This is a genomic window from Streptomyces sp. NPDC028289 (assembly GCF_055565975.1).
This window is the reverse complement of the sequence record NZ_JBVHTI010000010.1, coordinates 70,103-94,636: the sequence shown is the minus strand read 5'-3', so window position 1 is coordinate 94,636 and position 24,534 is coordinate 70,103. Positions and strand designations below refer to the sequence as shown.

The window sequence follows — 24,534 nt, the reverse complement described above, 5'->3', positions numbered from 1 at the left end:
GCATGGACCGTCTCCCGCTGCCCCTTGAAGGCATCACCGTCGTCGCCGTCGAGCAGGCCGTCGCCGCCCCCTTCGCCACCCGGCAGCTCGCCGATCTCGGCGCCCGGGTCATCAAGGTCGAACGCACCGACGGCGGGGACTTCGCCCGCGGCTACGACACCGCCGCCCGCGGTCTCGCCTCGCACTTCGTGTGGTGCAACCGGGGCAAGGAGTCCATCGCGCTGGACCTGAAGGACCCGCGCGGCCTGGACGTCGTGCGGCGGCTGGTCGCGGACGCCGACGTCTTCGTGCAGAACCTGGCCCACGGTGCCGCGTCCCGGCTCGGGCTCGACGCGGCCACGCTGTGCGCCGCGCACCCCCGGCTGGTCGCCGTGGACATCTCCGGTTACGGGGCGTCCGGGCCGTACGCCGGCAAACGCGCGTACGACATGCTCGTGCAGTGCGAGGCGGGCCTGGTGTCGGTCACCGGGACGCCGGAGCAGCCCGTGAAGGCGGGGATCCCGGCGGCGGACATCGCGGCGGCCATGTACGCCTTCTCGGGCGTCCTCGCGGCGCTGGTGCGGCGCGGCACGACCGGGCAGGGCGGGCCGGTGGAGGTGTCGATGCTGGAGGCGCTGGCCGAGTGGCTGGGGCATCCGCTGCATCACACCGTCCACGGCGGGACACCGCCCGAGCGGACCGGTCTGGCGCACGCCGTGATCGCGCCGTACGACGCCTACCCGACCGCGGACGGGGGGCGGGTGCTGCTGTCGGTGCAGAACGACCGGGAGTGGCGGCGGCTTGCCGAACAGGTGATCGGACGGCCGGAGTTGGGCACGGATGCGGCGTTCGCGACGAACGCAGCACGGGTGGCGAACCGCGCGCGGACCGACGAACTGGTCGGGACGGCTCTCCGGGCACTCGGCGCCGACGAGGCGCTGACACGGCTGGAGGCCGCGGGCATCGCGTGCGCGCGGCTGCGGGATCTGCACGAGCTGGCCGGGCACCCGCAGCTGGCGGCCCGGGAGCGGTGGCGGGAAGTGGGTTCGCCGGTCGGGCCGCTGCGTGCGTTGCTGCCGCCCATCACGCTGCCGGGCGGGGACGAGGCGCGGATGGGGGATGTGCCCGCGCTCGGACAGCACACCGAGGCGCTGCTGCGTGCCGTGGGGATGACGGACGCGGAGATCGCAGCGCTGCGCCGGGACGGTGTGGCGGCCTGGGCGCGGGCCTGACGGTCAGGCGGTCAGTGCTTGTTGCCGCCGAACAGCGAACGGCGCAGGCGGCGCAGTGGCGCGAACAGGGAGACGCGGCTGACCCGCGTGACCCGGTCGCTGCGCTGCGCGGGTTCACGCGCGGTCAGCTCACGCATCAGCGACGTCGCCTCGACCGCCTGCTGCTGCGGTATGGCGGGACCCGCCAGCACCGACAGATGGCGGTCGAGGCGCGAACTGGTCGCACCGCTCCCGCAGGTGATCGCAGGAACCCTCGCCCTGCTGCGTGTTATCTGATCCATGTCACTCCCCACCCGTACGAGTCCACCCGGCCCGGGCAGGGTAACCCTATCGCCCCGATGGGGCACTCGTGTATCGCGGTCACAGGATTCACCTTCCCCGCAAGGGTGTTGACGACCCCTCTTGAACTACGCTTCGACTACTCTCCGAATCCAACCGATTTCAGGGCGAGTTGGACAACTGGCTGGCTGGTGGGCTGCGCTGACCCGCCGGCGGGCTCCACGGTCACCGCGAGTGACGTCGCCGACTTGCTCAGACCCGTGGCGACCAGGGGCGTGTCGCCCTCGAAGAGCCCGAGGGAGCGCGGTTGCACACGGGGGCGCATGAGCCAGAGCTGGTGCACGCGGCCGTTGGACGGGGTGCCGTATCCGCTGAGCGTGACGACGGCCTGCCCCTCCGATACGGAGGCGACCGCTCCGATACTTCGGCCCTGGGCGTCCTTGTAGCTGGTCGCGCGGGCGTCGGTCGCGGCCAGAACGTGGGCGATCTCACTCGACTGGGCCCGCTCGGCGTCGAGCTGGTTCTGCGTCCGGTCGGCCTGTACCGCGAACAGCGAGGCGACGACCAGCGCGGCGGCCGCGGTGGCGGTGGCGAACGGCACGAACAGGGGGCGCGGACGGCGGCGCGGCGGCGGGGGCTGTGCGCCCCACACGTGCGGCGGCAGGTTGGGCACGCGCTCCTGGCCGGGGGCCGGCTCCTGCGGGGTGGCGCGGACGGCGGCCAGCACCCGGCCGCGCATCGCGAGGGGCGGCGGGGCCGCCGCGGAGAAGGCGAGCCGTACCGCGTCCTCGGTCAGCGCCCGGACCTCCTCGGCACACCTGTCGCAGCCCTTCAGGTGCTTCTCGAAGCGGCGCCGCTCACCGGGCTCCAGGGCGTCCAGGGCGTAGGGCGCGGCCAGCGAGTGCAGGTCCTCGCGGTGCAGCAGGCGGCCGACCAGGCTCACGCCGCACCTCCCAGGCAGTCGCGCAGCCGGGTGAGCCCGTCGCGCATCCGTGTCTTGACCGTGCCCAGCGGCAGCTTGAGCCGCTCGGCGACCTCACGGTACGTGTAGCCGTCGTAGTAGGCGAGGGTGACGGACTGGCGCTGCAGGGCGGTGAGCCGGTCCAGGCAGCGGCGTACCCACTCGCGCTCCAAGCCGGCTTCCACCGTCTCGGCGACCTGGTCGAAGGCGGGTTCGCCGGCCCGCAGCGCCTCGCGCTGTTCGCGTTCGCCGGCCGCGCGGGCGCTGCGCACCCGGTCGACGGCGCGGCGGTGGGCGAGGGTGAGGATCCAGGAGAGGGCGCTGCCCCGGCCGGGGTCGAACCTGGCGGCGGAGCGCCAGAGTTCGAGGAGCACCTCCTGGGCCACCTCCTCGGACTGGGCGGGGTCGCGGACCACGCGGCGTACGAGACCGAACACCGGCCCGGACACCAGTCCGTAGAGGTCCTCGAACGCCTTCTGGTCGCCACCGGCGACGAGCACCAGCAGTTCGTCCGCGTCCACCCTGTTCCCCCTTCTGTGGCCGCACCCGGCCCGTCCTCCCACTCCAGACATTCGCAACTGACGCACCTCCGGCAGAAGTACGTATGCGGGAGGCAAAAACGCGGGTCGAGCAGGAAGAAAAGATTTTTTTCCTCCGACCAATCCAAACGGCCCTCCGGCTCCGTATACCCGTCCGTCAAGCAAGTTGGGACCGAGGGACGGACGGCATGACACCTCTAAACTCCAGGGGCGGCGCGGGGCGCAAGGGCCTTGTCACGCTCATCTGTGGGGCACTGGCCACCGGCGGGATCACAGCCGCCAGCGTCGCCGCGCTGGAACCGGGGGCGGCCTCCGCCTCCTCCCACCGGGAGGCCCCGCTCATCTCGGGCACCCCGCAGTACGACAACACCGACCTGTACGCGTTCGTCAGCCCGGACAAGCCCGACACCACGACGATCGTGTCGGACTACATCCCCTTCGAGGAGCCGGCCGGCGGCCCGAACTTCTACCAGTTCGCCGAGGACGCCCAGTACGACATCCACATCGACAACAACGGTGACGCGAAGGACGACCTGATCTTCCGTTACACCTTCAAGACCCAGATCAAGAACAAGAAGACGTTCCTTTACAACACGGGCGTGGTCGACAGCCTGAACGACCCCGACCTGAACGTGACGCAGTCGTACGACCTCGACCTCATCAAGCTCAAGAACGGCAGGCAGCAGTACAAGACGAGGATCGCCGACAACGTCCCGGCGGCTCCCTCGGACGTCGGCAAGGCGTCGATGCCCGACTACGCGAAGCTGCGCTCCCAGGCCATCTACAAGACCTCGAACGGCGGCGCGACCTTCGCCGGCCAGGCCGACGACCCGTTCTTCGCCGACCTGCGCGTCTTCGACCTGCTGTACGGCGGCAACCTGAGCGAGGTCGGCAACGACACCCTCAAGGGCTACAACGTCAACACGATCGCCCTCCAGGTGCCGAACTCCCTGATCCGGCAGTCGGCGTCGCGTCCGACCGTCGGCATCTACGCGACGACCCAGCGCAGGAACGCGCAGGGCTACTACACGCAGGTCTCGCGCCTCGGCAACCCGCTGGTCAACGAGGTCGTCAACCCGCAGAAGGACAAGGACAAGTTCAACGCGTCCGAGCCCAAGGACGACGCGCAGTTCCTGAAGAACGTCACCAACCCGGAACTGCCGAAGCTCATCGAGGCGATCTACCACATCAAGGCGCCCTCGGAGCCCCGCAACGACCTCGTCAGCGTGTTCCTGACGGGCGTCAAGGGCCTCAACACGCTGCAGCCGCAGGCGAAGCCGTCGGAGATGCTCCGCCTCAACACGTCCATCAAGCCCACCGCCAAGCCCAAGCGGCTCGGTGTGCTGGACGGTGACAACCAGGGCTTCCCGAACGGACGCCGGCTCACCGACGACGTGATCGACGAGGCGCTCCAGGTCATGGAGGGCGAACTGGTCGGTTCCAAGAACGACCTGGGCGACGCGGTCGACAAGAACGACAAGAGCTTCGAGAAGTACTTCCCGTACGTGGCCGAGCCGACGGCGGGCTCGCGCGGCAAGATCGCCAAGGCGGCGGCCGGCAGCAGCACGAAGAGCGCGCTGGGTGACGCCCTGACCGGTTCCGGTGACAACAACATGACGCTGATCGCGGGCTCGGCGGCCGCGGGTGCGGCGGGCGTGCTGCTGATCGGCACCGGGTTCGGCTGGTGGCGGCGGCGGATGCGGCGACCTTACTGATCGCCTTTCCTACCGGGGCAGTCGGGCGGCTGCGGGTCGGCGGTGGCTGATCGCGCAGTTCCTCCCCCAGCCTTCGGCCGGGGGTGCCCCCAGCGCCCCTCACGGGGCGCTCGATTCACGCCCCTCATGTACTGGCGCGGCCCGCACCCACCCAATCCCCCACGGCGCGGGCCGCGCCGCCCCGCGCGAACAGTTACTAGGAGAGGGCATGGCCCCGGGTACGAACGAGAAGCAGCCCGTCGAGACGAAGGACGACGAGCGCGTCACCGCCCTGCGCCGGTTCGCCGCCGCGGGGCGGAACTGGCGGCGGGCCCAACTCGCCGGTTCCGCCCTGCTGATGGCGATCGCGCTGACCGGCGGGGCGATCGCCTTCGGGTCCTCGCGGGACGGCGGGACGGCGCCGGTGGCCACGTCGAGCGCGGTGGACCCGGCGCTGCTGGCGAGCGGGGACCTCGACACGACGATCGCCTCCCTGCAGGCCCATCTCCGTTCCCAGCCGAAGGACTCCGACAGCTGGGCCACCCTCGGCCTCGCCTACGTCGAGCAGGCCCGCACCAAGGGCGACCCGTCGCGCTACCCGCAGGCCGAGAAGTCCCTCGAGCGCGCGCTCCAGATCACCCCGGACAACGACCAGGCGCTGGCCGGCGAGGCCGCGCTGGCCGCCGCCCGGCACGAGTTCGCGCGGGCGCTCACCTACGCGGACCAGGCCCTGAAGCAGAACCCGTACAGCGCGAACGCCTTGTCCTCCCGTATCGACGCCCTGGTCGAACTCGGCCGCTACGACGAGGCGAGCAAGGCGGCCGACCTCGCGGACCAGCGCAAGCCCGGCGTCCCGGTGTTCACCCGGTACGCGTACGTACGAGAGCTGCGCGGTGACGTGAAGGGCGCCCAGCGGGTGCTGGAGCAGGCCCTGTCCACGGCCACGTCCAAGGGCGACATCTCCTACGTGGCCGCCCAGCTCGGCCTGCTCGCCTGGAACCAGGGTGACTACAAGAGCGCGCTGGACTACTACGCGCGCGCCCTGACCGCCGACGAGAACTACCTCCCCGCGCTGGAGGGCAGGGCCCGCGCCCAGGCGGCGACCGGTGACCGGGCCGACGCCATCAAGGGCATGGAACTGGTCGTCTCCCGCTATCCGCTCCCCCAGCCGCTGGTCGAACTCGGCGAGCTGTACGAGGACCGGAACGCCAAGGGCGACAAGGAGAAGGCCCAGGACCAGTACGCGCTGGTCGAGGCGTGGATCGCGCTCGCCCGCGCCAATGGCGTCAACGCCGACCTCGACACCGCCCTCGCCGCCGCCGACCACGGCAACAAGGCCGAGGCCCTCAAGGCCGCCCGCGCCGAGTGGGCCCGCCGCCACACCGTGCACACGGCGGACGCACTGGCCTGGGCGCTGCACGTCAACGGCAAGGACAAGGAAGCACTGCCGTACACCCGCCGGGCCACCGCCACCGGCTACCGCAACGCCTCCTTCCTCTACCACCAGGGCACGATCGAGCTGGCCAACGGCGAGAAGGCGGCCGGCCGGGCCGCCCTCACCAAGGCCCTCAAGCTCAACCCGGGCTTCTCCCCGCTGGGCGCCCGTGCGGCCCGCAAGGCGCTGGAGGCCACGAAGTGAACCTCCGCCGGATCGCCGCCCTCTTCACCACGGCCTGCGCCCTGGCCCTCCTCCCCGCCACGGCCGCGAGCGCCCACCCGCTCGGCAACTTCACCGTCAACAAGTACGACGGCCTCGTCGCCGCCCCCGGGCAGCTCCGCGTCGACCACGTCGAGGACCTCGCCGAGATCCCGGCGACCCAGGCCAAGCCCGACCTGAAGCGGCTGGGCACGGCGAAGTGGGCCGAGCAGCGCTGCACGACCGCGGCCGACGGCAGCAAGCTCACCGTCGACGGCCGTACCACCCCGCTGACCGTGCGGACCAGCCACGCCGAACTCCGCCCCGGCCAGGCGGGCCTGAACACCCTCCGGGTGGAGTGCCGCTTCACCGCGCCCCTCCCCGAGGGCACCACCGCCACCCTCACCTTCCACAGCGCGGGCGCCGACACCGGGCCCGGCTGGCGGGAGATCACGGCGCGCGGCGACCGGATGACCCTGACGAAGACGGACGTACCGAAGACGTCCGTCTCCCACGAACTCACCAGCTACCCCAAGGACCTGCTCTCCTCCCCGGCCGACATCACGACCGCCGCCGTCCACGTGCGGCCCGGCGGCCCGGCCCTCGCGCAGGAACGGCAGGACACCCCGGGCGCCGAGATCCTCCCCCGGGGCATCGACCGCTGGACCCAGGCCCTGACCGACCTGGTCGCCCGCAACCACCTCACCGTCGGCTTCGCGGTGCTCGCGCTCCTCATCTCGATCGGCCTCGGCGCGATGCACGCCCTCGCACCGGGCCACGGCAAGACCCTGATGGCGGCGACGGCAGCGGCCCGCGGCGGCCGCGCCCGCCTCCGCGACGTCCTCCCGCTGGCCGCGTCGGTCACGGTCACCCACACCCTGGGCGTGGTCGCCCTCGGCGTCATGGTGACGGCGGGCTCGGCGGCCACACCGTCCGTGATCGCCTGGCTGGGCATCGCGAGCGGCCTCATGGTCCTGGCGGCGGGCGCGAACCTGACCCGCAGGGCATGGCGGAACCGGAGCCACGAGCAGGCACACGCGCACGGCCACCAGCACGAGCACGACCACGAGCACGAGCACGACCACGAGCACGAGCACGAGGCGGCCGGGAATCAGGAGCTGGCCCTCGTGGGGGCACACGAGCACGCCCGTGCCCACACCCACGACCACGGCCACACCCACGACCACGGCCACGGCCACACGCACGATCACGGCCACACGCACGATCACGGGCACGACCACTCTCATGGCAACGAACACCCTCATGACCACCACCACGCTCATGGCCATGACCGCGGCGCCCAGCCACATTCTTCAGCCCGTCCCGCGTTTGAGGACGAGGCCGTTCAGGCCGAAGGAGGGTCCGGGGGCGCAGCCCCCGATCACGGCCACACCGACATGCCGCACAGTCACGGCGGGTTCACCCACACCCACCCCACGACCCCCACCCTCCGCGGCACCATCCTCCTCGGCTTCGCCGGCGGCCTCGTCCCCAGCCCCTCCGCCGTGGTCGTGCTCGTCGGCGCCGCCGCCCTCGGCCAGGCCTGGTTCGGGCTGCTTCTCGTGGTCGCCTACGGCGTCGGTCTCGCACTGACGCTGACCGCCGCCGGGTTCGCCGTCGTCAAGCTGGGTACGGGAATGACTCGGGTGATGGACAAACGCCCTAGCTGGACCACCCACCCCATGGCGGCGCTGGTCCGCAGGACCATTCCGCTCGTCTCGGCACTCGTGGTCGTGGCCCTGGGCGCCGGACTGGTGCTCAAGGGGGCCGCGTCCGCACTTCTCTGAGTTACGTTTGTGATGAATTCGCGCGAGCTGCCGTGGGGGGCACCCGTGACCGAAGAGCCCGGCCGTGAGCGAGTGATCGCGGGCCGCTACCGACTGCTGTCCCCGCTGGGCGAGGGTGGCATGGGCACCGTGTGGCGGGCCCGCGACGAGGTGCTGGGCCGTGACGTCGCCGTCAAGGAGGTGCGGGCGCCCGCCGGGCTGCCCGGCTCCGACGTCGAGCGGATGTACGCCCGGCTGGAACGCGAGGCCTGGGCCGCGGCCCGGGTCGCGAACCGCAATGTGGTGACGGTGTACGACGTGGCGATGGAGGGCGGACGGCCCTGGATCGTCATGGAGTTGATCCCGGGCGTGTCCCTCGCCGACGTGCTGGAGGCGGAGGGGCCGATGTCCCCGCAGCGGGCGGCCGGCGTCGGCGCCGAGGTGCTGTCCGCACTGCGGGCCGCGCATGCCGCCGGGGTGCTGCACCGGGACGTGAAACCCGGCAACGTGCTGCTGTCGAACGACGGCCGGGTGGTGCTCACCGACTTCGGCATCGCCACCGTCGAGGGCAGCTCGGCGCTGACGATGACCGGCGAGGTGATCGGCTCACCGGAGTTCCTCGCCCCGGAGCGGGCGCTCGGGCGGGCGTTCGGCCCCGAGTCCGACCTGTGGTCGCTGGGCGTCCTGCTGTACGCGGCGGTCGAGGGCGCCTCGCCGTTCCGGCAGGACACCCCGCTGAGCACCCTGCGGGCCGTGGTCGACGAGGAGTTGCCGCCGCCGTACCGGGCCGGACCGCTCACCCCCGTCATCGAGGGGCTGCTCCGCAAGGACCCGGCCGCGCGGATCTCCGCCGAACAGGCCGAGCACGACCTGCGACTGGTCGCGGCCGGGGGCACCCCGGGCACGGCCGCCACCGTCCCGGTCCCGGCGCCGTACGAGGCCCCGACCCTCTACGCCCGGCAGACCCGGCCGTTCTCCCCCACGCCCCCGTTGCCCACCCCGACGGACACCCCGCCGCCCGCCTCCGACCGCGACGGCAACCGCAGGGCGGGCACCGTGCTGCTCGTCGGCCTGGTGCTGGTCGCCCTGGCGCTCGGCGGACTGACGTACGCCCTCCTCAACCACGACAACGGCGACGGCGGCGGTGGCAACGCCGGGGCGAGCCAGTCGGCCAGCAACCTCAGCTCCCCGGCGCCCAGCCAGAGCAGCCGTGCCGCCTCCAAGTCCCCGTCGGCGTCCGCGAGCAGCAGTGCGCCCGAGCAGAGCGTGAAGGTCAGTGTGACCGGGTCCCGGACGGACTATTCGGGGTCCTGTCCGCCGTCGACGGCGCAGGCGCCCACGTTCACGGCGACGATCACCGTCGGGAGCGTGCCCGAGGACGTGCAGTACCGGTGGGTGCTGAAGAACGGGAAGCTCGACGACCAGGGCTGGAAGACGCTGTCCTTCCCGGACGGCGGCGGGAAGAGCCGGCAGACGGGGGTGACCGTGACGACCTGGTCCGACAGCGGGACGCTGAGCGACGCGATCGCCGTCGAGGTGCGCAGCCCGGTGGAGACGACGTCCAACTCGGTACCGTTCTCGGTCACCTGCACCAAGACGACGGAGACCCCGACCGACGGGGCCTCCGCTTCGCCTTCGCCCTCTGGTTCGTACTAGAACTCAGGACGCGTTGCTGGTCAGGATCGGCAGATAGCCGCCGGACTGGCCGGACGCGGTGGGGTGGTAGGACTCGGTGATGTCCAGCCAGTTGACGCTGTGCAGCCAGGAGCTGCTGGAGCAGATCTCGTGGCTCGAGAACGGCGTGCGGACGTCGCCGAAGGTGAACCCGTGGTCGGCGGCGCGCTTGGCGATCGCGGTGTCGATGTAGTCGGCGGCGTTGTTGATGGCGGTGCGCTTGGTCGAGGAGAGGCCGAGGCAGGTGGTACCCAGCAGGTAGAAGCGGGGGTAGCCGAGGACGACGACCTTGGCGTTGGGGGCCTTGGCGCTGATCGCGTCGTACACGTTGTCGAGCTTGCCGGGGAGGGTGGAGTCGACGTACGCCTCGGCGGTGCTGATGCGGGACAGGCAGGTGCTGTCCGAGCTGAGCACACAGGTCGTCATGACGTCGGCGAAGCCCGCGTCGTTGCCGCCGATGGTGATGGAGACCAGGGCGGTGGAGGAGCTGAGCGTGCCGAGCTGACCGGAGAGCACGTCGTCGGTGGTGGCGCCCGAGCAGGCGAGGAACGAGAACGAGGACGGGCTGTGGGCGGCGTTCCACAGGTAGGGGTAGGCGTTGGTGCTGCGGTCGCAGCTGCCGCTTGAGCTGATGTAGCTGCCTGCGCCGACGCCGGACGCGTACGAGTCGCCGAGCGCCACATAGCCCCCGGTCGCGGCCTGCGCGTCCGCCGCGGCCGCTCCGGTGAGGGCAAGGCCGGTGGCGAGGAGGAGTGAAGTCACGTATGCCGTAATTCGGGAACGTCTCATGGAACCTCCCTTTAGCAGGATCTCTGCCACAACCGTCGTAGCAACTACGCGTGTTGACGGGAAGTGTCCATGCCAAAACTGTTCAGGACCTCAACCTGACAGCCCTTCGGGAGAAACGAGCCCCCTGAAGCCCGGGTCGTAATCGATCACCGAAACGCACCGGAATCGAGCGACTTGTTCCCCGGAGGCATCAGGTGTCTCCGGGGAACGGTCATGTCCGGAGACCCGCTTGACGCCTCCAGTTCGGCTGCGCGACATTGAAGTCCGGCATCCGACGCCTTGGGGGGCAAAGTCGGCCATGCAGGCCATACGTCTCAAGACATCATCAACAGCGGACGAACGGGCACGGCCAGGACCAGGGAGGGACCTGAGACCCCTGCTCGCAGGGGCCGCGACGGCCGTAGCCGGTACGGGTGCGCTGCTCGCACTCACCGACTCCGGCTCGTCGTTGCGCGGGCCGTTCGCGCTGTTCTTCCTGCTCGCCGCGCCGGCCGCGGCGATCGGTGCGGCACTGCGCGGATTCGACCCGTTCGCCCGCGCACTCACCGCACTGGCGGGCGCCGTCGCTCTGGACATGCTTGTCGCCCAGGGAATGCTCGCCTTTCACCGCTGGTCCTGGCGCGGCGGCATCGTCGCCGTGACCGCGATCAGCCTTCTGCTGCTTCTGCTGGTACTCCTGCGACCGGTGGAACGCATTCTCGAACGGATGCCCCGACGAACCGGGAAAATCCGTTCGAGTTGAAGAACGAGGTCGGCCAAAGTTTCGTAACGGCCAAACCAATAAAAACGTGAGAACCAGTTCCGGGACTTGCCATACTGGTTCAATCGTCAATACCGTCATACATCTCACCCGCATCGGATCGTCATCAAGCGGCTCCAGGGGAGGGCTCAAGGACCGCGATGTTCCGGGGCGGGGCGCGGTAGGGGGGTGCCGTGCTCGGTGACCGCAATGACCACTGTCGTTTCCGAGTCGTGCCGCGCGACCGGCTGCCGTTTGCCGGCAGACCGGGCAGCTTTACCAGCTCACCTGCGAGTACGGAGATCCTTTCTCCGTGCCACGGGTGAGAAGAACCCCCCTTTCGAACCGGACACCAATGCGGGCTGCCCAAGGGGCGGGCGGTCCACCGGACGAGAGGGACAAGACTCGTGAGTTCTGTTCTGCGTCAGCCGACTTCGGGCCAAGATCCGTTCATGGCCGCCGAATACCGGCCGATCTCCTCCCACCTGGCGATCACACCGCCGGTGAGTGTGGTGATTCCCGCCATGAATGAGGCGGAGAATCTCCCCTACGTCTTCAAGACACTTCCCGGCTGGATACACGAAGTGGTCCTTGTGGACGGTAATTCCACCGACAACACCGTGGAAGTAGCGCGGGAGTTGTGGCCCGAAGTGAAAGTCGTCGAACAGAGTGGCAAGGGCAAGGGAGATGCCCTCATCACCGGGTTCGAGGCGTGCACCGGCGACATCATCGTCATGGTGGACGCGGACGGCTCGGCCGACGGCCACGAGATCGTGTCGTACGTCTCCGCCCTGGTCTCGGGCGCCGACTTCGCCAAGGGCTCGCGCTTCGCCAACGGCGGCGGCACGGACGACATGACCTTCATCCGCAAGCTCGGCAACTGGGCGCTGTGCACCGTCGTCAACCGTAAGTTCGGCGCCCGGTACACCGACCTCTGCTACGGATACAACGCGTTCTGGCGGCACTGCCTCGACAAGATCGACCTCGACTGCACCGGCTTCGAGATCGAGACCCTGATCAACATCCGGGTGGTCAAGGCGGGCCTGAAGGTGCAGGAGATCCCGAGCTACGAGTACCTCCGCATCCACGGCACCAGCAACCTGCGGGCCGTACGCGACGGGCTGCGGGTGCTCAAGGTGATCCTGAAGGAGCGCTCCAACCGGCGTGACCTGCGACGGCAGGTGCGGCACTCCCCGATGCTCACCACGGGCCAGGGAGAGTCGTCTTGAGCGATCCCGACATCTCCGTCGTGATCTGCGTGTACACCGAGGACCGCTGGGAGGACATCCTCGCGGCGGTCTCCTCGGTGCGCGCCCAGTCGTATCCGGCGCTGGAGACCCTGCTGGTCGTCGACCACAACGCGGCGCTCCTGGAACGGCTCACGAAGGAGTACAAGGAGGCCACGGGGGTGCGGGTGCTCGCCAACGCGGGTCCCCGCGGCCTGTCCGCGGGCCGCAACACGGGCATCGCCGCCTCCTACGGCGAGGTGATCGCCTTCCTGGACGACGACGCCGTGGCCGAGCGGGACTGGCTGCGCCGCTTCGCCGAGGGGTACGCCGACCCGAAGGTGATGGCCGTCGGCGGCCGGACCATGCCGATCTGGGCCTCGGGCCGCCGCCCGGACTGGTTCCCGGAGGAGTTCGACTGGGTCGTCGGCTGCACCTACCGGGGGCTGCCGGCGGGCCGCGTCCGGGTCCGGAACGTCCTCGGCGGAAACGCTTCTTTCCGGCGTACCGCCTTCGACGCGGCGGGCGGCTTCGCCACCGGCATCGGCCGCGACGGCGACAGACGCCCGCTGGGCTGCGAGGAGACGGAGCTGTGCATCCGGCTCACCCGGGCCCGCCCGGACGCCGTGCTGCTCATCGACGACCGCGCGGTGATCCACCACCGGGTCCCGGAAGTCCGTGAGCACTTCGGGTACTTCCGCACCCGGGCCTACGCCGAGGGCCTCTCCAAGGCCCTGGTCGCCCGCAGTGTGGGCGCCGGGAAGGGCCTGGAGTCCGAACGCCGGTACACCACGCGTGTGCTGCCCGCGGGGGTCGCTCGTGGCCTGCGGGACGCACTGCTGGCCCGGCCGGGCGGCGCGGGCCGGGCGGGCGCGATCGTCGCCGGGGTGCTGACGGCGGCGGGCGGCTACGTGGTGGGGAGCGTGCGGGCGCGGCGGGGCGGGGCGGCCTTCGCCGTCGCCGGGATCGAGGGCGGACCGGGCTGCACGTCCGCCCCTGCCGACGGGGGTGGCTCATGAGAGACGCCCCGGTCCCGATCCTCATGTACCACTCGGTCGCGACCGCGCCCAACGACGCCACCCGCGCGCTGTCGGTGGCGCCGGAGGCGTTCGCCGAGCAGATGGCGCTCGTCGGCGACCTGGGCCTCACCCCCGTCAGCACGGCCGACCTGGCCGCGGGTTGGCGTTCGGGCGGCTCGCTCCCCGACCGTCCGGTCCTGATCACCTTCGACGACGGCTACGAGGGCGTGCACCGGCACGCCCTGTCCGTGCTCGCCAAGCACGGCTTCGCCTCCACGCTGTTCGTCTCGACGGGCTGGATCAGGGGCGCGTACGACACCGGAGGCGGCCTGGACGCCATGCTCGACTGGGACCAGGTACGCGAACTCGCGGGCGCCGGCTGCGAGATCGGCGGGCACAGCCACACCCACCCGCAGCTCGACCAGCTGGACGACGACCGGCTGCGCACCGAACTGGTGCGCAGCCGGGAGATCGTCACCGACGAACTCGGCGCGGCGCCCGCCTCGTTCGCCTACCCGTACGGCTACTCCAGCCGCCGGGTCCGGCAGGCCGTGCGGGCGGCCGGGTACACCCAGGCGCTCGCCGTCGGCAACGATCTCGCCCGCCGTCGTCAGGGTCCGTTCGCGCTGCAGCGCGTCACCGTGCGCCGCAGTACGGACGCCGCGGAGTTCGCGCGGCTGCTCGAAGGCCGTTCGATCGCCCGCAACTTCGCCAGGGACCGTGCCCTCACCAAGGGGTACGCCGTTCTCCGCAGAGCACGCCAGGTCCGCCGGAAGGCCATCCGTTCCCGTGTCTGACACGACGACCACAACCGAGACCGCGACAACCGAGACGCCGGCGCCCGAGCAGTCGGGGCGCCGTCTTCGCCTGCCCGGACGGGGCGGCTCGTCCGGCGGCAGTCCGCTCTTCCGGAACGCCTATGCGCTGATGCTGAACACCGGCATCTCCGCCGTCCTGGGGCTCGGCTTCTGGCTGGCCGCCGCCCGCTACTACTCCGAATCGGCCGTCGGCCAGGGCTCCGCCGCCATCGCCGCCATGAAGCTCCTCGCGGGACTCACCGCGGTGACCCTGACCGGCGCCCTGGCCCGCTTCATCCCGGTCGCCGGACGCCAGACCGGCAAGCTCATCTTCCGCACCTACGCCGGCAGTTCGCTGGTCGTGGCGCTGGCGGCCGGGGTCTTCCTGATGACGCTCGGCGTGTGGGGGCCGTCGTACCGCTTCCTGCACGGGCCGCTGCCCGGGCTCGGGTTCGTCGTGGCGGTGATCGCCTGGAACCTGCTCACGCTCCAGGACGGGGTGCTGACCGGGCTGCGCAACGCGCCCTGGGTGCCGGTGGGCAACACCGTGTTCTCGGCCGTCAAGCTGGCGCTGCTCGTCGCCTTCGCGGCGGCGGTCCCGATGGCCGGTGTCTTCGTCTCCTGGGTCGCCGCGATCGCCACCTCCTTCGTCCCGCTGGGCTGGCTGGTGTTCCGGCGCCTGGTGCCGCGGCACGTCAAGGCGACCGCGGACCACGCCAAGCCGCCCACGCTGCAGGAGATCGGCAGGTTCCTGGCCGGCGACTACACCGGCTCGCTGTTCTCCCTCGCCGTGGTCTACCTGGTCCCGGTCATCATCGCCTCGCAGGTCAGCTCCGAGGACAACGCGTACTTCTACATCACCACCACCATCGGCGGCACCACCAACCTGCTCGCCATCAACATGGGCGCCTCGCTCACCGTCGAGGGCTCGCACGACCCGGCCCGGCTGGCCGGCAACGCCCGGGCCGCGCTGCGGCGGATGGCCCGGATCATGATCCCCATCTGCGCGCTGCTGTTCTTCGGGGCGCCCTGGATCCTCGGCGTGTTCGGCCCCGGCTACGCGGACGCGGCGACCCCGCTGCTGCGCTGGTTCGCGGTCGGCGCCCTGCTCCGGGTCGTGATGGAGACGTACTTCGCGGTGCTGCGCGCGCAGAGCCGTACCGGCGGCCTCGCCTGGCTGCAGGGCCTGTTGTGCGTGCTGGTGCTCGGGCTGACCCTGCTCCTGCTGCCCCGGATGGGGCTGACCGGCGCGGGCGTGGCCGAGATCTCCAGCCTCGCGGTGATCGTGACGATCGCGGCGCCCCGGCTGTGGCGGACCCTGCGGGCCGCCCCGGCCGAGGTCCCCGCGGACACCGCTCCGGACGGGGACCTCGCCGACCTGGGGACGCGCGAGGTCCCGCCCGCCACCGCCCCGCGCAGGCGGGGCCCGGCGTGGGCGCTGGACACCGACACCCTCGCCCTCGGCATCCATGTGGACTTCGACCATGTGGAGCGGCGGCCGGACGTCCGGCCCGGTCCGGGAACCCCGCCCACGGGTACGCCCGTTGTCCGACCGGGCGACCGGCCGACGCGGGCACTGCGGCCGCCGCGGAATCCGGGGCTGCCGGTGGAGGAGAGGGAGCCGCACTCGGAGGCCTCGCTCGGGCCTGCCGAGGCCTCGCTGCTGAGGGAGGCGGAGGTCGACGCACCGTTCGGGAAGGCGGTTGTACCCGAGGAGCCGGACGTACCGGCCGAGGCTCCGGAGGAGTCCGCGCCCGCGTCCGCGCGCTCGCTGCGGGAGCGGCTGACGCCGACCCGCCCGGGGGTCGTCCTCGGCTGCCTGCTGATCGCCGCTCTGCTGCTCTACTGGGTGCCGGCGGCCCGGCTCGACGACGCCGACCTGGACCGGATGGGCGGGCTCGGGCTGGTCTCGGTGCTGCCGCTGCCTACGCTGGTCGGGGCGGCGCTGCTGGTCACGGTGTTCGCCGCGCTGCTGTGGCTGCGCCGGGAGCACAAGGCGCTGCTCCTCGTCACCCTGCTGGCGACGGTCGTGTCGCTCCATGCCCTGCCCTCCGTGATCGAGACGGAGCCGCGCTTCCCGACCGCCTGGCAGCACCTCGGGTTCATCGACTACATCGACCGCACCGGCTCGGCCGTACCGGACCTGGACGCCCGCTGGAGCTGGCCGGGCTTCTTCGCGGCGGCCGCGTTCATCGGCCGGGCGTGCGGGGTCACGGACTTCACCGAGGTCATCCGCTGGTGGCCGACGTTCATCCAGCTCGCCTACCTGGCCCCGATGTTCCTGCTCGCGCGGTCGCTGCGGGCGAGCTGGCGGGCGAAGTGGACCGGCATCTGGTTCTTCGTGCTGTGCGGCTGGGTCGGCCAGGACTACTTCTCCCCGCAGGGCTTCACGTACCTGCTCTATCTGCTGTTCGTGGCGATCCTGCTCGTGTGGTTCCGCGCCCCGCACGTCGTCTGGGCGAAGTTCCGGCCGGGCGAGGCGGAGGTCGAGCCGGCCGACCGCCGTCAGCAGGCCGTGCTGCTCATGGTGCTGATCGGCCTCTACGCGGCGACGGTCCCGGCGCACCAGCTCACCCCGTTCGTGATGCTGGGCGTGCTGGCGGTCCTGGTACTGGTCGGCCGGTCCGAACTGCGGGGCCTGCCCATCCTGTTCGGGGTGGTCGCGGCCGTCTGGCTGGGCTTCATGGCCGAGCCGTACTGGTCGGGGCACTTCAACGACCTGTTCGGCGGGGTCGGCGGGGTCGGCAGCAATGTCACCACCTCGGTCTCCGGCCGTATCCAGGGCGGCAGTTCCACCCACAAGCTGGTGCTGTACGTCCGGGTCCTGCTGGCCGGGAGCATGATGGCGTTCGCCGTCTGGGGCTGGTGGCGCCGCCGCTTCCACAGGTACCGCGAGCGTTCCCTGCCGGTCCTGACCTTCGTCCCGTTCCTGGGCTTCGGCATGCAGTCGTACGGCGGCGAGATGGCGCTGCGCGTCTTCATGTTCGCGGTGCCGGGCGCGGCCCTGCTGGCCGGGCTGGCCCTGTTCCCGCGCACCGGGGTCACGGCGAAGGAGCGCGAGAAGGACCGGGTCAGCCTGGCGCCGGTGGCCGCGCTCATGGCCGGGTTGCTGCTCGTGGGCGGTTTCCTGGTGGCCCGTTGGGGCAACGAGTCCTTCGAGCGGGTCCGGCCCGGCGAGGTCGCCGCCATGGACTACGTCTACGCCCACGACCAGCCGACGGTACGGCTGCTGTGGCTGAGCAACGACACCGTCAACGACGTGACCCCGGCGATACCGTGGGGCGCGAAGGACATGGAGCGGGTCGACTACGTGCCGACGCTCGCCCCGGCCGACCCGGTACTGGTGTCGAGCCTGGTCAAGGCGCTGAAGGACGCGGGCCCGCACTCGTATCTGATGGTCAACAGCAGTCAGGTCACCTATCTTCGGCTGGACGCCGGCTACTCGGCGACCTGGGAGAGCCGGCTGATCCGGAACCTGGACAACCGGCAGGACCTGACGAAGGTCCTGGTCAACGACGACGTCACCATGTACGCGCTGCGCAGGCAGCCCGCGGGCGCGGTGGAGAAGCCGGATCCGGGACCGATCGGGCCGCGGATCACCTGGACGCCGTGGTCGGTGATCGGCGGTCTCGCCGCCGTCGCGCTGGTCCTGCTGCTGACGGCGCGTGAGGTGGTCCGGGTCGCGGTCCGGCCCGGAGTGCGTCAACTGCGGTTGCTGCAGGGCAGCTTCTGGTTCTCGCTGCCGCTGCTGGCGGTGCTGCTGGCCTCGTTGGCGCAGCGGTTCCTGACCATCAAGTGACCTCAGGCGACGGGGTCGAAGTGGCTCACCCGGTTCAGCCGGTTCACCCGGCTCAACCGGTTCACCTGGTGAGCCACTTCACCTCGTAGGCCTTCATCCCGAACCGCTTCCCGTCCACCTGCGCGCTGATCGCCCGGTCGAGGGTGTTGACCACCAGGACCGTCCTGTCACTGGCGAGGACGCGGACGTTGGGCACGTCGTCCTGGGCGACGGAGACCGTCTCGTACCTGGTCCCCGGCGGGAACGCCTTCCCGAACCGTGCCACCAGGTCGTACATGGGCAGTGCCCGCCCGCCGTTCGCGCTGTCGGTCGTCGTCCACAGGCAGCCGGCGCAGTCGCCGCCCTTCTCGTCCTCCGGGTTCCAGTAGAAGCCGGAGTCGGCGCCGCCCCTGACCAGGGCGATCATGCCGGCGGCCTGGACGGCGACCCGGTGGTCCTCGGTCCAGCCGTCGCGCCGGTCCTGGCCGTCGGCGGGCTCGACGTAGTACTCGGCCCACCACAGCGGCAGGTCGTGCGTCTGCTTGCGCACCCACTCGCTGACGTAGGTCAGTTTCTCCGTGGCGGCGAACTCGTCCGGCAGCATGTCGTCGTCGTTGGTGTAGCTGGACCCGTCGACGACCACGAAGTCGGCGCCCGCCTTGTGGGCGTTCCAGTAGCCGAAGGCGTCGACGACCCGCTGGTCCATGACGCCCCACGAGCCCTTGAGGGTGGCGGAGGCGTTCTCGGTCTGGCGCGGGTCGAAGCTGTCCATGACGAGGTAGGGCCCGCCGACCATGATGTCCTTGTTCACCGCCTTCAACGCCTTGTAGACGAGGTTGTAGAGCTCGGTGTAGCCCTCGTAGTCCCAGCGGCCCTTCGCGTTGTTCCAGAAACCCTTGAACTCGTTCCAGACGATGAAGTGCCGCACGTCCGGATAGCGCCTCGCGACGGTCGCGGCGAGATCGGCGTAGTCCTGGTAGTGGTCGGGGGTGGGCGCGGTCTCCAGGGCGGTCTGGCTCCAGTCGGTGTTGTCCACCCCGGCCCTGCCGCCCTTCATCCAGTCCGGGGAGCAGCACAGGGTGATCACCGGGGTGCCGCCCGACCTGCGCATGAAGTCGACGCGCCGGTCCAGTGCGCCGAAGTCGTAACGCCCCTTCACCGGCTCGGGGTTGTCGGCGCCCCAGCCCATGATGGCCTGGTCCTGCGGCATGCCGGCGTCCTGGGAGAGCCGGTCCTCGACCCGCTCGGTGGCGGTCGTGCTGCCCTCGTCGGCGCTGTACTGGGTGTGGGTGAAGCCCCAGCCCACGGACGGCCCGGTGGTCTCCGGCGGGGTGGCGGGGGTGCCGTGCACCTTGTCGCCGTCGCGGGTCGTCCCCGCGGTGCCGGCGCCGCCCCCGGGAAGTGTGTTGACCAGTGTCACGATCAGGGCGAGCACGGCCACACCCACCCCGAGCAGGGCGGTGAGCCGCCACCGCCGAGCCCCCGAATTCCACCCATGACGTCCCATCAAGGACAACTTTAACGGCGGAAATCGCCCCCGGGGGCAGGTATCGGGGATCGACAGCCGTGTAACAGGGGCGCGAGCACCCGGGGGCTGCGTGCGTGACCATTTCGGAATACTCCGGAAGCTCGGTGCACACCCGACACTCCCCTCCCACTTCGGAAAACGGGTGCGCTGCGGGCCCCGGTGACGGATCATGGCGGCATGTCTGCCAAGCCGCACGAGACGCTGCCGATCCGGCTCAACGTCGACGACTCCGACTCCCCGTCCGATGTCGTCGACGCGCTGTTCCTCGGCCGCTTCGCGACGGGCGAGCAGCCGTACTCGCACGCGGCCAACATCGACCGGGTGCGTTCCGGGGCGACCCTGCTGCCGAAGGAGGCGCGGGTGCTGCGGGTGGCCCGCGACGACGACCGCAGCGCGACCCTCGCGGAGGGCGACGGCTGGACCCTCCTCGTCTCCCGCTGGAACCGGGGTGCCGACGTCACCGTCACCGCCACCACCGCCGAGCTGGCCGCCAAGGTGCTCAACGAGGCGACGGACGGCGCGGCCGACGAGCCGGAACCGCAGCCGGAGAACGTGACCATGGGCTTCTGGTACGTCTCCCCGCGCCGTGGCCCGCACCGCACCACCCGGCAGATCTCCGCGGGCACCTGGGACGAGGTCCGCGCCAACTACACCGCGCCGGTCGCGGATGCGATGGACCACCTGATGAAGACGACGCCCGAGGACATCGCGGGCCGTCTGCTCCTCCTGCACGGACCGCCCGGCACCGGCAAGACCTCCGCGCTGCGCACCCTCGCCCGTTCCTGGCGGGACTGGTGCCAGGTGGACTGCGTCCTCGACCCGGAGCGGCTCTTCTCCGACGTCGGCTATCTGATGGACATCGCGATCGGCGAGGAGGACGGCGCCGGCAAGGGCCGCTGGCGGCTCCTGCTGCTCGAGGACTGCGACGAACTGATCCGCGGCGAGGCCAAGCACACGGCCGGGCAGGCGCTGTCCCGGCTGCTGAACCTCACCGACGGTCTGCTCGGCCAGGGCCGCAACGTCCTGGTCGGCGTCACCACCAACGAGGACCTGGAGCGGCTGCACCCCGCGGTGGTCCGCCCCGGCCGCTGCCTGGCCCGGATCGAGGTGGGCCCGCTGACCCACCGCGAGGCGGTGAACTGGCTGGGCGCGGAGGAGGGTGTGGGCCGGGACGGGGCGACCCTGGCGGAGCTGTACGCACTGCGCCGGGGCACGGCGCCGACGTCGGTGCCGGGGGCGCGGGAGGGCACGGACGCGGGGCTGTACCTGTAGTGCTTTGATGGGGGGTATGCCCCTGTTCATCGGAACCTCGGGCTGGCAGTACAAGGACTGGCGGAACGTCCTGTACCCGGCCGACGTGCCCCTGCGCTCGTGGCTGGAGGAGTACGCACGGCACTTCACGACGGTCGAGCTGAACAACGCGTTCTACCGCCTCCCGAGCCGCGAGAACTTCGAGTCCTGGCGGGACCGGGTCCCGCCGGACTTCGTGATCGCGGTCAAGGCGAGCCGCTACCTCTCGCACATCAAACGGCTCAAGGACCCCGAGGAGCCGGTCGACCGCCTGATGACCCACGCGGCGGGCCTCGGCGACCGGCTGGGCCCGGTCCTGCTCCAGCTCCCGCCGACGCTCAGGGCGGACCCGCCCCTGCTGGACGCCTGTCTGTCGTGCTTCCCGCGCGGTACGAGGGTGGCGGTGGAACCCCGCCACGACTCCTGGTGGACGCGGGAGACCCGGGAGGTCCTTGAGTCCCGGGGCGCGGCCCTGTGCTGGGCCGACATCCAGGCCCGCCCCATGACCCCGCTCTGGCGCACCGCCGACTGGGCCTACGTCCGCTTCCACGAGGGCCGGGCCCAGCCTTGGCCCCGCTACGGCCGCCGCTCCCTGGAGACGTGGGTCGACCGCATCGCCACGGCGTACCCCAGGAAGGCCGACGTCTACACGTACTTCAACAACGACCCGGGCGGGGCGGCGGTGCGGGACGCGGTGGCGTTCGGGAGGGCGGCGGAACGGGCGGGGCTGACGGCGACCAGGACGCCGGAGCTGAGCACGAGCGGCTGACGGCGACCAGGACGCTGGAGCTGAGCACGAGCGGCTGACGCCGCGCTTGCCACGTCGGGGCCGAGCAAAGTACGGCACCGCCGTGGCTGATCGCCGTTGCGGCGGAGAAAGAGAGCCGACGGAGGAGAAGGACCACAGGCAACCATCATCGGACTTCCCCACCACCTCAGGGTTTCCCGCCGCCTCGGTCCCTTCCGCCGACTCACCCCACCCCACCAACCCGGCCCCTCCCTCCGGCTCTTTTTCTTCCGCCGCGGCGGTGATCAGCCGCGACGGCGGATTTCGGCGGTGCCGAGCCGGCCTCAGCTCGCCCCGTACGCCGCCCGCACCGCATCCCGCACCGCGGACAGCGCCTCCTCCTCGGCCAGCCCGAGTCGCCGGACCCGGTCGGCATAGGCCTGCGCGGCGACCGCCGCTTCCCGCTCCGCCGCCGACCCCGCCGCCGCGACGAACGTGCCGTTGCGCCCCCGCGTCTCGATCACCCCGTCGGTCTCCAGGGCCCGGTACGCCTTGGCCACGGTGTTCACCGCCAGGCCCAGCGACTCGGCCAGCCCCCGCACCGTCGGCAGCCGGTATCCCACCGGCAGCACCCCGCCCCGCGCCTGCTCGGAGATCTGCGCCCGCACCTGCTCGTACGGCGGCGCGCTGTCATCGATGTGGATCTTCAAGGTCACGGCCCGATTCTCCCGTACCCGCCGGAAAATGAGAGGCATCCCGCACACGTCCCGCATAGCGTGCGCCCCATGACAGTGATCGTGCGCGACCTGCGCCCGGACGTCCGGTCCGACGCCGAGGGCTTCGCCCGGGTCCGGCAGCTCGCCCTCCCCTTCATGCTGTACACCCCGGAGTCGCTGGTCCACGACCTCACGCACGCCCACCCCGACGCCCGCTTCCGCCAGCTGGTCGCGGAGGAGGACGGCGAGGTGATCGGCACCGCCCAGGTCGGCCTCGCCCACGAGAGCACGGAGCCGGGCCAGGGCTTCGCCAACGTGTACGTGCATCCGGAGCGCACCGGCCGGGGCGCCGGCGCCCTCCTGGTCCGTACGGCGGAGGCGCACCTGTCGGCGGTGGGCGCGAGCACGTCGTACGCCTGGGTGCTGGACGCCCCGGCCAACCGTGCCTTCGCCGAGCGCCGCGGCTACACCGCGAGCCGCTCGGCCCACTTCCTCCGTCTCGACCTCGCGCACGGCGAGCTGCCCCCGCTGCGGACTCCCCCGCCCGGTGTGGAGCTGCGCACCGCCGCCGACTTCGCCGACGACCCCCGTCCGCTCTTCGACCTCGACGCGGAGACGCTGCTGGACGAACCGAGCGACATCGACTTCGAGTTCGCCGACTACGAGGCCTGGCTGGACGAGACCTGGCGACACCCGCTGCTCAGCCATGAGCTGTCGTCGGTCGTCCTGGTCGACGGCCGCCCCGCGGCCTTCAGCGCGGCCCGCACCGACGGCGGCACCCGGTACGGCACCGTCATGACCGGCACCGCCCGCGCCTTCCGCGGCCAGGGGCTGGCCAAGCTCGCCAAGAACGACTCACTGCACCGTGCCCGCGCCGCCGGCTTCACCCAGGCGTTGACGGGCAACGACAGCGGCAACGGCCCGATGCTGGCGATCAACAAGTGGTTCGGGTACGAAATCTGCGCGACGGAGGTCAGGTATGTCCGTGAACTCGGCTGAGCCGACCGGCACGGTGGACGTCGAGCTGGTCAAGGCGGGCCGTACGAAGATCCGTTACCCCGCCGAGCTGCTGCACGACGACGGTACCCGGATCGCCGTGCGTGCCCCCTGGGCCGGCGACACGCCGCGCGACTTCGGCTTCGTCCGCTTCGAACAGGGCGATGTCTTCACCGAGTTCTACTGGCGGGACCGCTGGTACGCGGTGAAGGAGGTCCGCGCCGCCGACGGCACGCTGAAGGGCTGGTACTGCGACGTCACCCGTCCGGCGACGCTCAGCGGCGGCCGGCTGGTCGTCGAGGACCTCGACCTGGACCTGTGGCGTTCCGCCGACGGCACGGACGTACGCCGCCTGGACGAGGACGAGTTCGCCGAGAGCGGGCTGGCGGAGCGGGACCCGGAGGCCGCGGCGGCGGCCGAGGCCGCGCTGGACACGCTGGAGAGCCTGGCCCGGAAGCCGGATTTCACCGCCCTGCTGTCCTGAAGCCCCCGAGACCCCCTCACACCGTCGCCACCACCGCGTACCGCTCGTCGTCCACCTCCTTGCCCCACAGCACCGCCTGCGCCGACAGCGGCTCCACGCGCACGTCCGCGGCGAGCGGCGCGAGGAGGGCGGCGAGCCGGTCGGCGGGTATGCCGACCGGGGTCACGGTCCCCCATACCCCTTCCACCAGCACGAACCGCCCTCCGGGCCGCAGCAGGCCCCGCCAGTGCCGCAGCACGCGCGCGGGGTCGGGCAGCGCCCACAGCACATGCCGTACGAGAAGGACGTCGAAGAGCCGCTCGCCCACCGGCGGCGCCGCCGCGTCGCCGGGCAGGAACACCGCGTCACGGCCGGCCAGCTTGGCGCGGGCCCGCTCCACCATCGCCGGGGAGCTGTCGACCCCTGTGACGCGATGGCCCTGCTCGGCGGCGAGGAGGGCCAGGCTGCCGGTGCCGCAGCCGAGGTCGAGGAGGTCGGCGGGGCGCTCGGGCAGCCACGCCCTCAGCCGCGCCGCCCAGGCCGCCCGGACCTCGGGGGCGCCGAGGCCGTGATCCGGCTCCTCGTCGAACCGGGCCGCCTCGGCATCCCAGTCGACACTCACCGCAACCGTCCGATCACTTTCATTCCTCATGCCCCCAGCGTGACACCCACCACTGACACTCGATCCGTGTGACAGCGACCACTG

21 protein-coding genes are annotated in these 24,534 nt (G+C 71.3%); 14 read left to right on the top strand and 7 right to left on the bottom strand.

The features are described from left to right. Positions 1-2: 2 nt before the first annotated feature. Positions 3-1,211 carry a CaiB/BaiF CoA transferase family protein gene (locus ACZ4UV_RS42850; protein WP_451022421.1) on the top strand — a complete coding sequence of 403 codons (1,209 nt, stop codon included), beginning with the start codon at positions 3-5 and terminating at the stop codon, positions 1,209-1,211. A gap of 11 nt (positions 1,212-1,222) precedes the next feature. Here ACZ4UV_RS42850 and ACZ4UV_RS42845 read toward each other — a convergent pair whose 3' ends face one another. From ACZ4UV_RS42845 to ACZ4UV_RS42835, 3 genes are all read right to left on the bottom strand, one after another. Then, positions 1,223-1,492, bottom strand: coding sequence for a hypothetical protein (locus ACZ4UV_RS42845; RefSeq protein ID WP_361293154.1), 270 nt, complete (start codon positions 1,490-1,492; stop codon positions 1,223-1,225). Between the two features lie 137 nt (positions 1,493-1,629). Next, positions 1,630-2,433: an anti-sigma factor gene (locus ACZ4UV_RS42840; RefSeq protein ID WP_351488434.1), complete on the bottom strand. Its 804-nt coding sequence runs from the start codon at positions 2,431-2,433 to the stop codon at positions 1,630-1,632. After that, complete coding sequence (locus ACZ4UV_RS42835; RefSeq protein WP_451022422.1) at positions 2,430-2,972, bottom strand: sigma-70 family RNA polymerase sigma factor; 543 nt, start codon at positions 2,970-2,972, stop codon at positions 2,430-2,432. The genes ACZ4UV_RS42840 and ACZ4UV_RS42835 overlap by 4 nt, the downstream gene beginning before the upstream one ends. A gap of 206 nt (positions 2,973-3,178) precedes the next feature. Between ACZ4UV_RS42835 and ACZ4UV_RS42830 the strand changes: the two genes are divergently transcribed. The 4 genes from ACZ4UV_RS42830 to ACZ4UV_RS42815 are packed head-to-tail and all read left to right on the top strand — an operon-like array spanning position 3,179 to position 9,742. Next, positions 3,179-4,705, top strand: a complete 1,527-nt coding sequence (locus ACZ4UV_RS42830) for a DUF4331 domain-containing protein (protein ID WP_390046067.1) — start codon at positions 3,179-3,181, stop codon at positions 4,703-4,705. 46 nt (positions 4,706-4,751) lie between these two features. Beyond that, positions 4,752-6,323 carry a tetratricopeptide repeat protein gene (locus tag ACZ4UV_RS42825; RefSeq protein ID WP_467846491.1) on the top strand — a complete coding sequence of 524 codons (1,572 nt, stop codon included), beginning with the start codon at positions 4,752-4,754 and terminating at the stop codon, positions 6,321-6,323. Beyond that, positions 6,320-8,107, top strand: a complete 1,788-nt coding sequence (locus ACZ4UV_RS42820; protein WP_467845684.1) for a HoxN/HupN/NixA family nickel/cobalt transporter — start codon at positions 6,320-6,322, stop codon at positions 8,105-8,107. Before ACZ4UV_RS42825 ends, ACZ4UV_RS42820 begins: the two co-directional genes overlap by 4 nt. Before the next feature lie 12 nt (positions 8,108-8,119). Then, complete coding sequence (locus ACZ4UV_RS42815; protein ID WP_467845682.1) at positions 8,120-9,742, top strand: serine/threonine-protein kinase; 1,623 nt, start codon at positions 8,120-8,122, stop codon at positions 9,740-9,742. Between the two features lie 3 nt (positions 9,743-9,745). On the opposite strand, the gene ACZ4UV_RS42810 is transcribed toward ACZ4UV_RS42815, so the two are convergent. Next, the gene (locus tag ACZ4UV_RS42810; RefSeq protein WP_451016497.1) at positions 9,746-10,549 is read right to left on the bottom strand and encodes an SGNH/GDSL hydrolase family protein; all 804 of its coding nucleotides are present in this window, start codon (positions 10,547-10,549) and stop codon (positions 9,746-9,748) included. Between the two features lie 448 nt (positions 10,550-10,997). Between ACZ4UV_RS42810 and ACZ4UV_RS42805 the strand changes: the two genes are divergently transcribed. The 5 genes from ACZ4UV_RS42805 (at position 10,998) to ACZ4UV_RS42785 (ending at position 18,129) form a co-directional block, all read left to right on the top strand. Then, positions 10,998-11,291 (top strand): hypothetical protein, encoded by a 294-nt coding sequence (locus ACZ4UV_RS42805; protein ID WP_390046059.1) that lies wholly within the window; start codon positions 10,998-11,000, stop codon positions 11,289-11,291. 404 nt (positions 11,292-11,695) lie between these two features. Beyond that, positions 11,696-12,517 carry a glycosyltransferase family 2 protein gene (locus tag ACZ4UV_RS42800; RefSeq protein ID WP_451016499.1) on the top strand — a complete coding sequence of 274 codons (822 nt, stop codon included), beginning with the start codon at positions 11,696-11,698 and terminating at the stop codon, positions 12,515-12,517. Next, positions 12,514-13,533 carry a glycosyltransferase family 2 protein gene (locus ACZ4UV_RS42795; RefSeq protein WP_390046057.1) on the top strand — a complete coding sequence of 340 codons (1,020 nt, stop codon included), beginning with the start codon at positions 12,514-12,516 and terminating at the stop codon, positions 13,531-13,533. Before ACZ4UV_RS42800 ends, ACZ4UV_RS42795 begins: the two co-directional genes overlap by 4 nt. Beyond that, complete coding sequence (locus ACZ4UV_RS42790) at positions 13,530-14,330, top strand: polysaccharide deacetylase family protein (RefSeq protein ID WP_451016500.1); 801 nt, start codon at positions 13,530-13,532, stop codon at positions 14,328-14,330. Before ACZ4UV_RS42795 ends, ACZ4UV_RS42790 begins: the two co-directional genes overlap by 4 nt. Continuing rightward, entirely contained in the window at positions 14,323-18,129 is a 3,807-nt protein-coding gene (locus ACZ4UV_RS42785; RefSeq protein ID WP_467845664.1) for a lipopolysaccharide biosynthesis protein, read from the top strand. The genes ACZ4UV_RS42790 and ACZ4UV_RS42785 overlap by 8 nt, the downstream gene beginning before the upstream one ends. Before the next feature lie 61 nt (positions 18,130-18,190). Here ACZ4UV_RS42785 and ACZ4UV_RS42780 read toward each other — a convergent pair whose 3' ends face one another. Then, a complete protein-coding gene (locus ACZ4UV_RS42780) occupies positions 18,191-19,615 on the bottom strand; it encodes a GH39 family glycosyl hydrolase (RefSeq protein WP_451016502.1) in 1,425 nt (474 codons plus the stop codon). Between the two features lie 198 nt (positions 19,616-19,813). Between ACZ4UV_RS42780 and ACZ4UV_RS42775 the strand changes: the two genes are divergently transcribed. Next, positions 19,814-20,908, top strand: a complete 1,095-nt coding sequence (locus ACZ4UV_RS42775) for a DUF5925 domain-containing protein (protein ID WP_390046050.1) — start codon at positions 19,814-19,816, stop codon at positions 20,906-20,908. 16 nt (positions 20,909-20,924) lie between these two features. Beyond that, positions 20,925-21,695, top strand: coding sequence for a DUF72 domain-containing protein (locus ACZ4UV_RS42770; RefSeq protein ID WP_390046048.1), 771 nt, complete (start codon positions 20,925-20,927; stop codon positions 21,693-21,695). A 302-nt stretch (positions 21,696-21,997) separates the two neighbouring features. Here ACZ4UV_RS42770 and ACZ4UV_RS42765 read toward each other — a convergent pair whose 3' ends face one another. After that, positions 21,998-22,369 (bottom strand): GntR family transcriptional regulator, encoded by a 372-nt coding sequence (locus ACZ4UV_RS42765; RefSeq protein WP_390046046.1) that lies wholly within the window; start codon positions 22,367-22,369, stop codon positions 21,998-22,000. 69 nt (positions 22,370-22,438) lie between these two features. On the opposite strand from ACZ4UV_RS42765, the gene ACZ4UV_RS42760 reads away from it, so the two are divergent. Together ACZ4UV_RS42760 and ACZ4UV_RS42755 are read left to right on the top strand one after the other, a co-directional pair. Further along, the gene (locus ACZ4UV_RS42760) at positions 22,439-23,368 is read left to right on the top strand and encodes a GNAT family N-acetyltransferase (RefSeq protein WP_451016503.1); all 930 of its coding nucleotides are present in this window, start codon (positions 22,439-22,441) and stop codon (positions 23,366-23,368) included. After that, positions 23,349-23,849, top strand: coding sequence for a ribonuclease FAU-1 family protein (locus tag ACZ4UV_RS42755; protein WP_351488398.1), 501 nt, complete (start codon positions 23,349-23,351; stop codon positions 23,847-23,849). The genes ACZ4UV_RS42760 and ACZ4UV_RS42755 overlap by 20 nt, the downstream gene beginning before the upstream one ends. Positions 23,850-23,865: 16 nt before the next feature. On the opposite strand, the gene ACZ4UV_RS42750 is transcribed toward ACZ4UV_RS42755, so the two are convergent. After that, positions 23,866-24,480: a class I SAM-dependent methyltransferase gene (locus ACZ4UV_RS42750; RefSeq protein ID WP_451016504.1), complete on the bottom strand. Its 615-nt coding sequence runs from the start codon at positions 24,478-24,480 to the stop codon at positions 23,866-23,868. Positions 24,481-24,534 lie beyond the last annotated feature (54 nt).